The sequence below is a fragment of the Flavobacterium sp. MAHUQ-57 genome, assembly GCF_051908335.1.
In the GTDB taxonomy this organism is placed as follows: Bacteria; Bacteroidota; Bacteroidia; order Flavobacteriales; family Flavobacteriaceae; genus Flavobacterium.
Genome location: NZ_JBPZTE010000006.1, coordinates 824,015 through 840,982 on the forward strand (window position 1 = coordinate 824,015; position 16,968 = coordinate 840,982).

At 31.9% G+C, this 16,968-nt stretch carries 15 protein-coding genes; 14 read left to right on the top strand and 1 reads right to left on the bottom strand.

Annotated elements, in window-relative coordinates; all coding sequences use genetic code 11:
* Positions 1-118: 118 nt before the first annotated feature.
* From ACS8MM_RS04165 to ACS8MM_RS04230, 14 genes are all read left to right on the top strand, one after another.
* Positions 119-1,078, top strand: coding sequence for a hypothetical protein (locus tag ACS8MM_RS04165; RefSeq protein WP_379713333.1), 960 nt, complete (start codon positions 119-121; stop codon positions 1,076-1,078).
* A 265-nt stretch (positions 1,079-1,343) separates the two neighbouring features.
* Positions 1,344-1,877 carry an NADase-type glycan-binding domain-containing protein gene (locus tag ACS8MM_RS04170; protein WP_439948685.1) on the top strand — a complete coding sequence of 178 codons (534 nt, stop codon included), beginning with the start codon at positions 1,344-1,346 and terminating at the stop codon, positions 1,875-1,877.
* A 374-nt stretch (positions 1,878-2,251) separates the two neighbouring features.
* Positions 2,252-2,881 carry a DUF6624 domain-containing protein gene (locus tag ACS8MM_RS04175; protein WP_379713339.1) on the top strand — a complete coding sequence of 210 codons (630 nt, stop codon included), beginning with the start codon at positions 2,252-2,254 and terminating at the stop codon, positions 2,879-2,881.
* 117 nt (positions 2,882-2,998) lie between these two features.
* Positions 2,999-4,270 carry a hypothetical protein gene (locus ACS8MM_RS04180; protein WP_379713343.1) on the top strand — a complete coding sequence of 424 codons (1,272 nt, stop codon included), beginning with the start codon at positions 2,999-3,001 and terminating at the stop codon, positions 4,268-4,270.
* Positions 4,271-4,442: 172 nt separating this feature from the next.
* A complete protein-coding gene (locus ACS8MM_RS04185; RefSeq protein WP_379713345.1) occupies positions 4,443-5,021 on the top strand; it encodes a Crp/Fnr family transcriptional regulator in 579 nt (192 codons plus the stop codon).
* Positions 5,022-5,090: 69 nt separating this feature from the next.
* Complete coding sequence (locus tag ACS8MM_RS04190; protein ID WP_379713348.1) at positions 5,091-6,317, top strand: hypothetical protein; 1,227 nt, start codon at positions 5,091-5,093, stop codon at positions 6,315-6,317.
* A gap of 130 nt (positions 6,318-6,447) precedes the next feature.
* Positions 6,448-7,242 (top strand): hypothetical protein, encoded by a 795-nt coding sequence (locus tag ACS8MM_RS04195; protein ID WP_379713350.1) that lies wholly within the window; start codon positions 6,448-6,450, stop codon positions 7,240-7,242.
* Complete coding sequence (locus ACS8MM_RS04200) at positions 7,239-8,621, top strand: alginate export family protein (protein ID WP_379713353.1); 1,383 nt, start codon at positions 7,239-7,241, stop codon at positions 8,619-8,621. Before ACS8MM_RS04195 ends, ACS8MM_RS04200 begins: the two co-directional genes overlap by 4 nt.
* 86 nt (positions 8,622-8,707) lie before the next feature.
* On the top strand, positions 8,708-9,064 hold the full coding sequence (locus tag ACS8MM_RS04205) for a hypothetical protein (RefSeq protein WP_379713356.1): 357 nt from the start codon (positions 8,708-8,710) through the stop codon (positions 9,062-9,064).
* A 327-nt stretch (positions 9,065-9,391) separates the two neighbouring features.
* Complete coding sequence (locus tag ACS8MM_RS04210) at positions 9,392-10,087, top strand: DUF4919 domain-containing protein (protein WP_379713359.1); 696 nt, start codon at positions 9,392-9,394, stop codon at positions 10,085-10,087.
* 176 nt (positions 10,088-10,263) lie between these two features.
* The gene (locus ACS8MM_RS04215; protein ID WP_379713362.1) at positions 10,264-11,562 is read left to right on the top strand and encodes a DUF389 domain-containing protein; all 1,299 of its coding nucleotides are present in this window, start codon (positions 10,264-10,266) and stop codon (positions 11,560-11,562) included.
* Between the two features lie 371 nt (positions 11,563-11,933).
* Positions 11,934-12,356 carry a hypothetical protein gene (locus tag ACS8MM_RS04220; protein ID WP_379713365.1) on the top strand — a complete coding sequence of 141 codons (423 nt, stop codon included), beginning with the start codon at positions 11,934-11,936 and terminating at the stop codon, positions 12,354-12,356.
* Positions 12,357-12,693: 337 nt separating this feature from the next.
* Positions 12,694-13,749 (top strand): hypothetical protein, encoded by a 1,056-nt coding sequence (locus ACS8MM_RS04225; RefSeq protein ID WP_379713368.1) that lies wholly within the window; start codon positions 12,694-12,696, stop codon positions 13,747-13,749.
* Positions 13,750-13,926: 177 nt separating this feature from the next.
* On the top strand, positions 13,927-14,463 hold the full coding sequence (locus tag ACS8MM_RS04230) for a toxin-antitoxin system YwqK family antitoxin (protein WP_379713371.1): 537 nt from the start codon (positions 13,927-13,929) through the stop codon (positions 14,461-14,463).
* Between the two features lie 448 nt (positions 14,464-14,911).
* On the opposite strand, the gene ACS8MM_RS04235 is transcribed toward ACS8MM_RS04230, so the two are convergent.
* Positions 14,912-16,921, bottom strand: a complete 2,010-nt coding sequence (locus ACS8MM_RS04235) for a DUF7619 domain-containing protein (protein ID WP_379713374.1) — start codon at positions 16,919-16,921, stop codon at positions 14,912-14,914.
* Between the last annotated feature and the right edge of the window lie 47 nt (positions 16,922-16,968).

The following is a 16,968-nucleotide window of genomic DNA, read 5'->3' on the forward strand; positions in this document are numbered from 1 at the left end:
GGGCACGAAAAAACAGTATATTTATCAATAAAAATCGCTAGATCGCCATTTATAAAAGCAGCCGGGAGTTTGGCAGACAGTTCTAAGCGACAGAAAAACCAAAGAAAATTTAATTTAAATGAAACTATTTGACCAATTATCACAATTCAATACAACCAAGCGTAAATGGCTTTCGGTAGCAATTACAGTTTGTATTGCTGGAATTTTATCACTTTGGGGTATTTATGGAATTGGAGAATACGGAATCGCATTATTTATACTAACTCCATTTTTAATTGGATTCTGTTCAACATTGCTTTTTGGATATAAAAATAAAATAACAAAACGACAAGCAATTTGGATTGGTTATACCACTCTTGCAATTTGTACTTTGGCTTTACTCGTTTTTGCAATTGAAGGCTTAATTTGCATTGTAATGGGTGCACCAATTGGAATTTTGTTAACCTGGATTGGAAGCTTAATTGGATATCGTTTACTAAAAAAATCAATCAATTCAACTCCATCAGTTTTATTAATTCTTATTGGAATTATTCCTCTGACTTCATTTATCGAAAATAAAATCGAACCTGAACTGACCTCTGTAACGACTTCGGTTATTATAAATGCGAAACCAATGGAAGTTTGGAAAAACGTAATCGAATTTCCAGAATTAGATGCTCCAACCGAATTTATATTTAAAACTGGAATTGCATATCCAATTAATGCCAAAATTATTGGAAGCGGAGTTGGCTCTGTAAGACATTGCAATTTTACAACGGGTAGCTTCGTTGAACCTGTAACAGTCTGGAATGAAGGTAAATTATTAAAGTTTGATGTTCTTGAACAACCTGCACCAATGAAAGAATTAAGTTTTTGGGATATAGATGCTCCTCATTTACACGATTACTTTGTTTCAAAAAAAGGGCAATTTAAATTGACTGAACTTGAAAACGGAAAAACATTACTTGAAGGAACAACTTGGTATTATCACAATATAAAACCTGCTTTTTATTGGCAAGAATGGAGCAATCTAATAATTCATAAAATTCACAACAGGGTTTTAAAACACATTAAAAAGAATTCTGAAAAATCGGAATAGAAAAATTACCCACAAATCTTGGTGACTATTCTGGAACTTAGCTGAATTATCAATTTCAATTCGTGTTATTGTTACTTAGAATATTAAGTATTTACGATCTTCCACCCCTCTCAAAGTTGAAATGATATCTAGCCTATTACCCTAAAACGAAATCAATGAAGTATTTTTTTTTTTTATTTTTTCATCTTCGTTATTTTCTCAAATAAACAACGAAAAGAAACCGTCAGAATTCAGAAATATAAAAACTAATTTCACAAAAGAATATATTGAAAATTATAGTGATGAATTCGGTGGAAACCCTTGGAGTAAACCATTTGAAGGCTGTAGTTGGTACTGCGGTGGAAAAATTGATACAATTTACTCAAGTTCAAAATGTCTAAATGTTGACAAAGAAAAAAAAACTTCACTAAATGTTCACGATTCTGATTATGGAACCTCTTGGATAAGTGAAAATGAAGATACTTTAAAAGTAATCGAATTTATTTTCAATAATGCTAGTGCAAAGTTTACCGAAATTGTGTTTTTTAACGGGAATGTTAAAAATGATGCTCTTTGGAACGAATATTCGAGAGTCAAAAAAATTAAAATGTATCTTAATGGAAAAGAATTTAAAACTTTAAAACTCGAAGACACTAAAGACGAACAGGTTTTTAATTTTCAACCTATTGGTGCAAAATCAAAATCTAAAAATGAACAATGGAGCGTCAAATTTGAACTAATTGAAGTATACCAAGGAAAAAAACAAAATGTAGCTATCTCTGAAATTTATTTCGAAGGAGATGGACATCCCAACGAATAAAATAATACCGTTACAGCCGTTTGGCAATACTGTTAACACTGTTTGAGCCGGTTTCAGATTTTCGCTTGAAAACCTGTTTCAGTAAGAAATAATCGTTCCGAACTGTCGATACTAAGATAAGCTGTCGCACGTTAGTAGTAAAACACGAATATAAATGGAGAAAAATACAGCAATCCAATTAAAAACGCTTTATATATTGATAAACAAGATTTAGAACTGATTTAAGTACTATTTGAACTGATTGATTATTTGCTAGAAATCAATAAATCACTCTCCTATTCACTGTTGAAAAACATTATAGTAACAAAGAAATCCGCTATTCACATAGTTGGCAAAACCTTATCTGCGAGGGTACTCAGATGCAATTTAAAAAAATGAAAAACTTAATTTTTATCGTATTGGTTACAACTTTACTAACAAGTTGCTCAAGGAAATTAACTGAAGAAAAAAAGGTTTATCTACAGAGAAAGTTAGAAGAAATGAGAAAGACCGACCAAATCGCTGCAAATCATTGGGAAAAAGAATGGGCAAAATACAAAGACAGTGTTTTTACAACCCACAAAGTACAACTTGAAAAAATGTTCAAAGAGTATGGCTTCCTTGGTTTTGACAAAGTCGGTAAAGAGAGTTCCAATAATTTTTGGCTAATTGTACAACATTGCGACAAATTCCCTGATTTTCAAAAGAAAATACTAAAAGCGATGGACAAAGAAGTTAAAAAGAAAAATGCCAATCCCAACAATTACGCTTATTTATTCGATAGAGTTGAAACTAACGCAGGTAGAAAGCAATTATTTGGAACACAGCTTGACTATGCCGTTGAAACAACTGGAAGAGCTTTTCCAAAATTTGGATTAATTGATTCAGTAAACGTTGATAAGATTAGAAAAGAATACAATCTTGAACCATTAAAAGATTATCTAAATGAAGTGACAACTCTTCATTATGAAATGAATAAAGAGCATTATCAAAAAAAAGGGATAACAAAACCCGACTTATATTGACAAAAACATCAGACAAGATCGGTTTTATAAATTGGCGATAGTTCATCAGGCTATTGTTCATTTTTCGCTGGAAATCTTATTTAGCATAACAAAATAGAAATCAATAAATAACTATACATGAAAAAAATAATAATTTTAATTTTAACTGTTTTCACACTAAACGTTTATTCACAAGAAATAAATACAGAAGATTGGATAACCGATTTAAACTTTTTGAAATCAGAGTTATCAAAAAAACATAAAAATTTGTTTTCTAAACTATCAAAAGATGAATTTGATAGTGGTATTGATAAAATAATTAAACAACTTGATAAAGATACTGACATACAAACTTCAATAAAGCTTCATCAATTAATTGCAAAAATCGGGGATTCCCATACCAGTTTAAGCACCTCTCACATTACACAAAAAAGAAAAATAATTCCAATTGATTTTATGTGGCTTAAAGAAGGACTTTTCATATCTGGAAGCACAAAAGATAACTATGAGTTATTAGACAAAAAACTACTTGCAATCAATGGATTCAAGATTAACACTATTATCGATAGTCTGAATACACTAAGCGTTGTAGAAAACAATGCCTTAATCAAAACCACTTCTTCTCGCTTATTGGATAGTAATGTATTGCTAAAACATTTTGGTTTTTCTAAGCCAAATGATAGTATTTATAATTTAGAACTTTCCGATATCAATGGAACTATTTCTCAACATAAAATTATTCAAATAAATAGCGATATGAATAATCGCAAAAATATGGCTTATATGAAAGTAAATGCCGAAACGCCGTTCTATAGAAATGGTAGTGGTAATAACTTCAAAGAACAGTATTTTGCCAAAGAAAAAATTTATTACATTCAATATAATAAATGCGTTAGCAGAGAAAGTATCGAAAAATATGGAGATAAAGAAACGGCATATAAATATCCCTCTTTTAAAGAATTTGAAGAAAAAGTTTTAAAAACACTTGAAAACTCAGAAATAGACAAATTAATTTTTGATATGAGATTTAATGGTGGTGGAAGTTCGTATTTAGCAGAAAGCTTAATTGATAAGATTGCAGCGAATAAAAAAATAAACAAAAAAGGTAAATTATTTGTTGTAGTAGGTAATAATACATTTTCTTCTGCCATTTTTAACACAATATACTTTAAGAAAAAAACACAAGCAATCATCATTGGGGAGGAAACAGGTGGCAAACCTAATCATTTTGGATATGTAAAATCATTTAGCTTACCTTATTCAGAAATTAAGGTTAGATATTCTTCTGAATTTTGGAAACTTACTGAAGATAATGATGCCTCCATTGTTCCTGATATTACAATTGAAACTAGTTATAATGATTTCAAGAATGGAATAGACCCAGTTTTTGAATATGTAAAGAAGAATTAATAAAACAACTATTCATAAGGTGTTGTATAAAACACTATAGATCAATAAAGAACATTTCACTTTTGTTCTTAAAAATCTTATCTTAGTAAGAAAATAAGAGTTCCTCGCAGCCACAACTAGTAAAAGCTGCGGGGTTTTATATCTCATACTGCCACATCATCATTACAATACTATGGATACAACCATCATCCTTCAAAATATTTCCAAACACATTACGCTAACGGATGAGGAGCAATCCTATTTTATCTCCCTGTTAAAAGAGAAGAAATATAAAAATAAACAACACATCACTAAAGAAGGAGACGTTTGTAAACATATCAGTTTTATCAACAAAGGCTGTTGTAGAATATATAATATTGATAAAAACGGATTTGAACATATCCTGAGTTTTGCCTCTGAGGATTATTGGATTGGGGATTTATATAGTATTATTACCCAAAAACCCGGAATGCTTTTTATTCAAGCCATGGAAGAAATGGAAATAATCCAAATTACAAAAAGTGATTTAGATAGTTTATTCCTTAAAATACCCAAGTTTGAAAGAATGTTTCGCATTTTAACTGAAAACGCTTATGTAGTAACGCAAAACAGAGTGATGGAAGGACTGGGCCTATCCGCAAATGAACGTTTTGCCATTTTTAATAAAAAGTATGCTTCTATAAAAGACAAATTACCTCAAAAACAAATTGCCCTTTATCTTGGAGTTACCCCAGAATTTTTCAGCCGAATGAAAAAAAAGCAGAAGTCTTAACCTAGGTCATTGGTTAACGGTTTTGTAAGTGACTAACTTTGTGTTACAACAATCTTAAACTTATAAAACATGAAGGCAATATCTAAAGCATTAGCAGGCTTACTCCTTACAAGCGGTTTGGCGTTTGCCAGTACACCTCAATCAGTTACCGTACTAAAATTTGGCGATGATAACACTTTATTTGTTGGCGACAGCAAATCGGCTACACTTTATGCCTATACAGTGCCAGTTAGCACTAACGCTGAAGCGCAAAAGGCTTATAACATCCATGATTTAAGCTCTAAAATTGCCGCTTTTGCAAAAGTCGGCATACTGGATATTTTAGTTCGAGACATGGCCTTACATCCTACCTCAAAAGAAGCCTATATTGCTTTTGATACTAAAACCAAAACGGGTTATGTTTCACAAATTATAATAGTGAATCAATCAGGAAAAGTCAGAAAATTTGATTTAAAAGCAACCCAACATACAGAAATCACTATCGCTAATGCTCCCACCAAGGAATTGAAAATTTGGGACAAAACTACTTTGCGATCCATGACTTTTACCGATATCGATTTCTACAAAGGAAAAGTATATGTTAGTGGTATGAGCAATGCCGAATTTTCTTCTGTTTTAAGAGTAATTGACTATCCGTTTACTGATAAAGTGACTTCTTCCTCTGTTGAGATTTTTCATGCCGTTCACGGACAAAACGAAACCAGAGCACCTATTCAAACGATGCAGTGTATCACTTTGGGCAATGAAGACTATATTTTGGCCGCATATACTTGTACGCCTTTGGTGTTAATTCCCGTAAAAGAAATTAAAGACGGCGCACATATTGTGGGAAAAACGATTGCCGAATTGGGCTACGGAAATACCCCTGTTGATATTATCAAATTCCAATCAGAAGGTTTTGATAAAAAACCATATGATGGTATCATTCTGGCCAATAGAAATCGTACAGCGCAATTTATAAACCCAAACGACATAGCCAAAAGCGCTAGTGAAAATGGTATTGGCTATATAGGAATGGCAGAACATACAGGCACGCCTATCAATAATTTGCCCATGACCGGTTTGATGCAAATGGACGATCAAGATGGTTATCATATCCTAACCATGAGAAGAAATGATGAAACAGGAAGTTTAGAATTGATATCCTTCTTAAAAAACCTCTATTTACGATTGGATGAATTTGTATCGGAATATGACCTTCCCGGCTATGAATACCAAGGACAACAACTCCAAATGAAAGGCTATCAAAATATGATGATTCAAGATTTGGGGAAAACGGAATTCCTGAAAAAATAAATAAAACAAAGCATGTGCAGTTGCCATTTATGATTTGTGCAACTGCATCGCTTTCAACTGATGTAATACAGTAAAAAATTCAAGAACAGCGCAAGAAATACAAACAACTAACAATAAATTGAAATCAGTAATGTTACAGCTATACTATTTACTTTTCTTATTGTTTTCAGCGATTGCTGGATGGAGCCAAAACACGAAGCCTAAAGTGGTTATGGTCTATCCAACTACCGATTCTATTCCTGTAAACATTCTTCGGTTTTATATACAGTTTTCTGTCCCCATGCAGGAAATGAATATCTTAAATCATATTCAATTAACCAATGAAGAAGGCAAAAACATTACGGGTGTGTTCTTTGAAAATCAGTATGAATTGTGGAATGAAGACCGAAATGTAGTTACTTTACTTATAGATCCAGGAAGAGTAAAACTGGGGCTTTTGGCCAATAATACAATGGGGAGGGCTTTTGACGAAGGGAAAAAATATACCTTAACGATAGATAGCTTATTATTGGATTTTAAAGACCAAGCATTAAACAAGAGCTTTACAAAAACCTTTGTAGCGGTAAAAGAAGATAGGCTTGCCCCCGACACCAAAAATTGGAGCATACACTCACCACAAGCCAATACCAAAGAGGCTATACTAATTAATTTTAAAGACAAAATAGACCCTATCTCTGCACAAACATTCATCAAAGTTTTTAAAGACGGAAATGAAATTAAGGGTAGCATTTCATTGCTAAACGAAGAACAAAAATGGGTTTTCCATCCGTATAAAAACTGGAAAAAAGGGAATTATTCTATCGTCGTACATCCCCGCTTGGAAGATATTTCTGCGAATTCCTTACAACAAATATTCGATCACAATCCATCGGATTTCAAGCAAAACAACAAGGATCCTATAACTTTAAATCTCATCCTAAAATGATACAAAATACAATTGCATTCAGTATGGTTTTAGTGCTGAATTTAACCGTAGAAGCCCAAGAATTACCTCCAATTAAAGTCGTAAGAGGTGAAGAAAATTATAGTGTATTACTTCAAAATGACACCCTTCGTAATGCTTCTTTTCTAAATCAATTAAAAGCCATTCCATTCAATAAAAGAAAATCGGTTTATTTGAGTTTGGGGGGAGAATTTCGACCTCGTTGGGAATATCTGGACAATAAAAATTGGAGTACTGAAGTATCGGCAGACGAAAGTTTTTATTCGCAAAGAATAATGTTTCATGCTGATTTCCATTTGGGAAACCATTTCCGTTTATTTGGGCAACTCACACATGGATTGGTTTCTTTAGGCGAGCCCATTTATGTACAATCAGAAAAGCTAGACTTGCATCAAGCCTTTGCAGAATTTACCATTCCAATTAAAGACAACACCTTAAGATTAAGAGCCGGAAGGCAAGAATTATTACTCGGTTCCGGGCGTTTGATGGCATTTAGAGATGGTCCCAACAGCCGAAGAAGCTTTGATATGGCAAGACTGCTATTGGATGGAAAAAGCTTTAATTCCAACTTGTTTTTTGGCCGTGAAGTAAAAGTGCCGGATGGTATTTTTGATAATAATTCGGCCGATGCACCTTATACTTGGGGAATGGGCTTCACTACAGAAACTAGGAAAATTTTGGGCAACACTTCCATTTATTATATTGGCTTTGATGCGAAATTGACAAAATACAATGATGGTAGTAACCCTGAAAGACGTCATACCGTTGGTTTAAGACGATTTGGAAACTTAGGTAAACGTTTTAAATACAATACCGAACTCAATTATCAATTTGGAGAATTTGGCGATAAAACCATCAGTGCCTTTTCTATTGAAGGCGATTGGCATTACAACTTAATCAACACAAAATTCAAACCCGATTTGGGAATTAAGTTAGATTACATTTCAGGTGATACAAATCAAGGTGATGACAAACTAAGCACTTTCAATCCCTATTTTAATAACCCAGCCTATTTTGGTTTAATAACCCAGGTAGCAGCAATGAATTTATTTGATATTCACCCTTCAATCAAATTACAGTTCACCGAAAATTTAAGTGCAACTGCCGAAGCAGACTTTTATTGGCGAGCCCAACTCAATGACGGTTTATATGGAGGCTCTAAGGCCTTACTTCGAGCATCAGGCGGCAACCAAAGTCGGTTTATTGGTTGGCAAAGCGGATTAAAACTGGATTATGAAATCAATAGATATGTAAAATTATCCAATGAAACGTACTATTTTGAAGCAGGCGATTTTGTAAAAGAAACCGGTGACTCAAACCCTACTTTTTACAATGGGTTTACAATTTGGATTGGATTTTAAAGAAAAGTAGTAACTTTCAAGAATGTTTAGTGTTTTGCTTAATGAAAAAAATAGCAAATAGCATTTGACCTACTAAAAAACTATCTATGAAAACATTATTCTCGATACTCTTCTTATTCCTTTTTACAGTTCAAGACAATTTCACATTTACAAGCGAAAATCAAAAAGTAACATTGAAAATTGATGGCGGAACTAGACACCTAACCTGGGGGAAAAAGTCAGTTCTCACTCTTAAAGTAGCGAATATAGAAACAGAGAAAATGTCAGTTTCGGCTCCTGGTATTCGGATCATTAAAAGTGCTAATCCGAAGGAAGAAATCAATCTAGAGATTACTCCTGAAAAAAGTGCAGTTGTAAAAGACACGTTGAAACTTAATTTTCGATTTCGTAACCAAGCGAATAATTTTATATATCACTTTTTTAAAATAGCGATAAATGAATAAGCCTTGGTGAAGGTTTACTACTGAGGCTATCATAATAGTAGCTACCTATTTATCACCTCAGATAAATTAAAGAAGTAGAAATGTCCTAAAGAGCGCTTGCTACAGAATTAATTTACTTCACTAGCGATAAAAACACCTACTGATTCTTGTTTGACCTCCGGATAACGTGTTTTTGAAAAGGATTTTACTATTTTCAAAAAGTATCAGACCATGAATTCCCTTTTCATTCAGAGCATTTTCTTCCTAATTTTCTGTATATTTGGAAAGACCCACAATCCTATTCAACGCTTTACAAAGTCTTAGAAAGGACAAATACCAGCAATCCAAATGAAATTAAAGATCACCCTTTTTCTTGTATCAATCAGTTCGTATTTGTATTCGCAATCGCCATTAGATAGCATTAAGCAATTCAATTATAAAAATCATTTTGAATTGATTCTTAAAGAAACAAAGAATGAAAAAAGTGACTATTCGTATTCGAAACAATTAAAAAAATTCATTAATGATGAACCACAAACCAATTTTGAGGTTTTAACTTTATTGATAGGGTATTCGGATAATGAAAATTTTAATCCTTACATAGATATTTTAATCACAGATAAAGAAATTTATGATTTAAATGAAGAAGGTAAATTCAATGAAGCCATAGCATTTGGAAATAAAGCGCTTTTAACTAATCCCTTTATGATTAAAGTCATGAGGGAATTAGCGTATGCCTATGAAAAGACTGGAAATTCTGAAAAGGCTACTAAATTTATGGAACGAACCGTAAAAATATATCAAGCAATGTTTTATAGTTCATCTAAAACAGGAGTGTCAATTGACAGCCCTTTTTTCTCGTTAGGACCTAAAGACGGACAATATTTCCTTAAGTATTATTGCAAATTCGAACTAGGCAATATGGGTTCAGGTGATGATAAAAATGGCTACTTCATTGATATTTTAGAAGCTACTGTTGAAAATAAAAAAGTAAATTTTTATTTTAACATAGATCATGTAAGAACAAAAACGATGAAGAAATAGTTTCTTTTTAATCCTATCAGACTTAAACTACCTTTGGAAAAATAAATTCACACCTAACGAAAAAATCATTTCCAAAAGATTCAATTCTATTGAATAGCAAGTAGTAAGTTGAACACTCAACTTAAGCAATTACAACATTCACCAAGAAATTGGAAAATCTAAAAACAACAATCAATATGTTTAATCAATTTTTTGACTTTATAAATCTTCATAATGGAGAAGAACGAAAAGAAAAGGTTTTAGAAACGATACAATCCAATGTTTCTTTTCGTGGTTCAAACCTTTGGGTTTTAGCTTGTGCCATAGTTATTGCATCGGTTGGGTTAAATGTAAATTCAACTGCTGTGATTATTGGTGCAATGCTCATTTCCCCACTAATGAGTCCCATTGTTGGAGCGGGATTTGCCTTGGCCATTTACGATTTTGACTTACTTAAAAGATCGGGGAAAAATTTACTAATTGCAACGGTTGTTAGTTTAATAGTTGCTACAATCTATTTTTTCATTAGCCCATTCAAAGAAACACAATCAGAATTATTAGCCAGAACTTCACCGAATATTTATGATGTTTTGATTGCCTTTTTTGGTGGCTTGGTGGGTGTTATTGCTTTGACAAGGGTTGAAAAAGGAAATCCGATACCCGGAGTAGCAATAGCAACCGCTTTGATGCCTCCACTTTGTACAGCAGGTTATGGATTAGCTACTGGCACTTATTCCTACTTTTTCGGAGCATTTTATTTGTACACCATTAATTGTTTTTTTATATGTATCTCCACTTTTTTAATCGTTAAATATTTAAAGTATCCACCCGTAAAAACATTAAATACGAAGTTTGAAAAACAAATCAGATATGGAATTACTATCCTGATTTTAGTTATGATCATTCCGAGTTTTTATTTAGCCTATGCCCTTTTTCAAGAAAAAAAGTACAGCCAAAACATTGAGCAATTTATTACAACTGAATTTGTTAACAAGGGGTATACTCTAATCTATCAGAAAACAAAATTCAATTCAACTCCTAAACAATTAGAACTCGCATTTTTGTCCAAAAAGTTCAATCAAGAAGAACTGAAATTGTTAAATCAAAAACTGATACAATACGACATTACCAATACAAAACTTACTATTAAACAAGATACAAAAGATATAAAAGGAGAAATTTTAAATGAATTGGGGAATCAAAATAAAAAATTATCTGAAAAAGACATTTTGATAAATACACTTCAAAATGAATTGAGCGAATATAAGGTTGACAATACGGAAACAATAAAAGAAATAGCAATACTGTTTCCCGAATTGAAAGAAGTATCTATTGGCAAACACATTACAAACCCAAATACAGATAGTACTAAAACAATGACTGTTTTACTGTATCAAACAGACAAAACCAAACAAGAAATTGACGTCAATAAAATTGACCGATGGTTGCAACTAAAATTCAATACAACGAATGTAAAAATAGTGCGTCAACAATAAGAACCACAAATTAAATTGATGGTTCTTCCCTTCATAAAAAACCCCACTTTTCAGTGAGGCTTTTCTATTATTGTTTGGTGTTTTGTGCATTTGGAATGACTATTACCAATTGGTCCCTTGCATTGCAAATACTCACTGATGAAATTGAAATGTTTTCTTTCACATCAAAATTCAACATCTTTATAGTTCAAGGACGCAATAGTTGTGGTTGCTGTTTTGATTACACTACGAAAATTCTGCCTTCAACTCACTATTTTTGCTATATTTGGTGGGGTTTGTGGCGTTTTCCACCGACTGATGTTATAGAAAGTATAAAGCCAAGTTTGTGTTGAAAAACACTAAAGAATAATTATAAACCATTTCTAGATTAAATGAAAAAAATAATTGTTGTCATAATGTTTATAGTCAGTTTTTCTTGCACAAAAAACAATCAAGAACAAAAGCTAATTTATAAACAACTTCTAACGTATAAAAATGAATTAAAAGCAGAAACTGAAGCTGTAGAATTGCATATCAATTCGCTAAAAGAAAGAAAAGTCTACAAAAATTCAGGTAAATTAGACAGTTCATTAGTTGCATTTGAAAATTCATTTAAAAAATTGAACCCAAAAGATCGTTTAAAAAAAGTCCAAATTCTAGATTCGTTTACTAGAAAATATCCATTGAATTTGAGATCTACTACTTCCGATTACAATACTATATCTGATACTATTTTCAATACCTTAATAGAAATTGAATTTTATAGAATAAAAAAAGAAACTCAAAGTATATTACTAAGAAATGGTTGCAAGTAAACAGAAAATTAAGCACGGAAAAAAGTAATAAATTAAACACCTTATTGTAACAGCAGTAACTGTAGCACAAATTCTATTTTTACAAAAGAATTCCAAAAAGCATCCTAGTAAAGCTCTTTTAAAGTATTTAAGGAAGTATTTTGGTTATATTTGAAGAGGTTTGTGTAGTTTTTTTCACAGAATGATGTTAGGCACAATTATGAGAAACACAATAATCCTATTAATATTTCTAATGACTTTTAGTGTTCAAAGTCAGATTTCAGAAACTTGGAATCTGAATATTAACACGTACACTCATAACTCATCAAATTACTCCCAAAAATTTCCACCAATAGAAATGGCGAAATTTTCAAATGGCGATAACGTAGTTTTATCTCAAAATGGAACTTTAGCTAAAATAAAAACTAACGGAGAAATAGTTTGGCGTAAAGAATTAAAAATTGGCGTTCAACAAAGAATATTAATAGACACTAACAATAATATTATTTTTAGTTGTGGAAGTGAAATAACTAAATTTAACTCCAACGGAGAAATTATTTGGAATCAAGACTATTCTAATAAATTTGATGAAAAATATCTGACATTCGATGCCATAACTTCTGACAAAGACAATTTATATGTTGTTGGTCATTTTTTTCATTCAAAAAATATTTGTCAACTTTCTATTGATACAAATGGAAAAATCTTGTGGAAAAAGAAATTTAAACAAGATGTTGATTATGAGTTTTCATTTTTACCACCAAAACAACTAGTTCTTTTTGAAAATAGACTCTATATTTTAGCTTATGACAATTCAAAATCAATTTCTTATTTATATTCATCAAATTTAAACGGTGGAAAAAGGAAGTACAAACAATTAGATTTTATAATCAAGAAACTAAAGTCAAAAGACAATACTCTGTTTGCTTTAGGACATTTTAATACTCTTGCTGATAAATTGATTGTTGGAAAGTTAGACAATCAATTGAACCTGATAGAAAAATCTGAAATAGAACTACCTCGAAATTATGATTACAAAAAAGCAATAAGAAGTTGGGCTACAGTACCACCAACAAAGGAAGAATTTGACAAAAAATATATAACTTCCTATGCAGTTAACGATTTTGTATTTGAAAATGCTCATGATCTATTAGTAGTCGGAAATTCATATGGTAAACCTTGGATTACCAAAATTAATTTAAGTAATCAAATGGTTTGGAATTGGGATAATGAGGATTTTCGTTATTATAAATTTAATAATGAATATTCTCAACATAATTCGAGTCTTTTTTCGATTGCAAAAATTGGGAATCATTATTTAATTAGTGGAATTTGTGATGAAGAAAATTATAAAGAAAGTGGATTTACAAAACACATCAACATTTTTATTCGAGAAATTAAAATTGAAAAATAACTGTCCCTAACAGGTGTAACTGTTGCACAATTTCTATTTTTACAAAAGAACTCCAAAAAGCATCCTAGTACAGCTCTTTTAAAGTATTTAAGGAAGTATTATGGTATATTTGGAAAGATTTATGAGGTACTTCATGAACTGAATTCAATTGAAATTTAAAAACAAAACTTAAGAAAAATGAAATACTTTTTTATTTTAATACTTATATCAACCTTTACATCACTTGCTCAAACGAACAAAAAAAACACTATAAAAATAGTAAAAGATGAACTAGAAAATTACAGCTTAGTAAATCCTTCAGATTCCACATTTGTACTAATTACTAATTCAATAATTAAAGGTTTTGCTTTAAAAAAGGAGCTTCCAAATGGAGAATACAGTATATATGTGAATAATAAATTAAAATCAGTGTATACAATAAAAAATAATAAGTTTGAAGGACAAAATTCAATTTATTATGACAACGGAAACATTTCGCGTATTCGATTTTTCAAAAATGGCGAAAGAGAGGGTTTACATAAATTATTCTATGAAACGGGTGAGTTACTTGAAGAAGTAAATTATAGTAATGGAAAAACTGTTGGTGTATCAAAAACCTATTATACAAATGGAAGCATTAAAAGTAAGGCATATTATGAAGAGGATAAATTAAAAAAAATTGAAAAATTCGATGAACAAGGTAATCTTATAAGCACAAAAGATTATAATCAATAAACAGAATACAACAGTAGTAGCTGTTACACTATTACTATTTTTTCAAAAGAACTCCCAAAAACACCACGCTTCCTTTGTTTTTTTTAAGGGTTCCTTGGACCTGTTACATCGAAAATTCTTCTTCTTCCTTTATTGCTCAAATTGTTGTGGCAATTTTTTTTTCTCTCAACTAGTTTGCCACACTTTTTCTTGTGGCAACTTTTTTTTTGAAAAATTTTTTGCCACGAAATCTGTGGCAACTTTTTTTTGAGATTTTATTTTGCCACAGGTTTTTTGAAAACCAAATGGGTATAAAAATAGCTCGATATAGAGATTCTCAATGTGTTGAAAAGTGACTTGTTTTAGCCCCTTTTATGCTTCGCGAGGCTTATGAACGTACGAATGTAGAAAACGGTTATGGTTGTGTTACTTCATAAAAAAAGCCCCACTTTTCAGTGAGGCTTTTCTATTATTGTTTAATGAATTTTGTATTGGAAGTTCCTTTATCGGAATTGACTTTGATGAAGTAATTTCCAGAAGGAAGGTTAGTAATATCAATCGTTTTGGTGTTTTGTGCATTAGGAATGACTACTACCAGTTGTCCCAATGCATTGTAAATACTCACCGATGAAATTGCGATGGCTTCTTTTCCATCGATATGCAACACGTCATGCACCGGATTCGGATATAATGTAAAGTAATTCGAGAATTCGAAATCCTGATTGCTTAAAGCCTGAATGGTTGTTATCGCCGTATTGGTCACTATCGGGAAATTATAATCAAAATAAATACTTGCCGAGTTACTAAAAGTATCACCGTTGACCAATGTTGGCAATGTTTTTATTTTGAACGCCACATAACCGTCGTTGTTGGCATCATCAAAAGGAAGGTTGATGTTTTCAAAGATAAATTCGACTTTGTTTCCTGAAGAGATATTCGTTATAAACGAATGACTGCCTTTCATTGGTACTAATGAACTAACATCAAATTTTGCCGTATCGATAATATCCTTCACCACTATGTTTAGGGCATTGGCAGTTCCGGTGTTTTCAAAACGGATCATGTAATGTATATATTCACCTGCTTTGTCAGGAGTTATTGTCGTTCCCTCCAGACAGGTTTTGTCATTGGGATCGTATGCGTTAAAGACTGTTTGATTTAATGTAAATGTGTTATCGTTTGGCGTTTCATCAGCAACTGGTGATGAAATTGTTGCAGTATACGTTAAAATATCTCCACCATTTACAGGAGGAGTTTCCATTGGAGAGTTTACATTTAAAGTAAAAACAATTTGTCTTCTTTCGAACGGCAACAAATTGGTGAAATTCCAAGATAGATTATTTACAGTTTGGTTAGCTACTATCGGATTAGCAGCAACTAAATCTAGAATGTCATCATTAAAACTCAAATTAACGGTTCCGGATTGGGTTGTATTTCCCTTGTTTTTGTAAGTGATTGAATACTTAACATCAATACCTGGTCTCGCAGGCTTAATTGGAAAAACAGACACTTCCAAATCCGGGTGTATACCATTAGCCGTCAGGCAAAAGTTTTGCGTAAACGGACTAGCATCTGTTGGGAAAGAAACATTTACACTTGATGGTGAAACATTGAAGTAAGATGAATTTTCCAATACTGGAGTAATAGTATAAGTTCCTGCTACAACAGGCACAGAATAGATCCCTGATGCATTTGAAATTATACTGCTTGAATTTGAACTATCAGTTACATTCAGTTTAAAATTTGGCACTAATAAATCCGTTCCATCGCATCCATCATTATTTGCGTCACTTCTGACATCCCCCTTTATCACGGAATACAATCCACCGGGAGTAAATGAGCAATAGGAATTTACATGACAATTAGTATAACCATATTCATTTATTTTTTCCTGAATTTGTGATACCTGTTCTACATCTTCACAAATAAACTGCAGATTAGGATTTCCTGCAAATTCTAATAAATAGTAATTAAAAACAAATCCCCATTCACGTACAGCCCCACCATTTTTCAGGAACACTGAAGTCAGTAAAGGATTGTTCCCAAAACTTAACATAGTTAAACTTGTTGACGCGGATATGTCCAAATTAGTCAATCGGTTATTTCCACAATATAAGCTCGTAATCGATGAAGTATTGATATTCAATGTTTCCAATTGATTAAAATCACACTTTAATCTTCTAAGACGATTTTGCGAATTACCAATAGTAAGAGTAGTCAATTGATTATTAGAACAATACAACTCATTAATATTTACAAAATATTCGATACCTGAAAGATCATGGATATTAGAATTTGACAGATTAAGTCGAAGAGTGTAAGTAGCTGCTTCAGTCTGATCTATCTCACCATCAGCATTAGTATCAACATTATGCTGAAGCAATTTCGCTTTAAAATTAGCATCGGGGAAGTTGATGATTTGTGCATTAACAGTTGTAAAAAGGCCAAAAGCCAAAAGAAGGAAGTAGATTTTTTTCATTGTGGGTACTAATTTGTATGAATAAGATGCAGAAAAAACATTAGGTT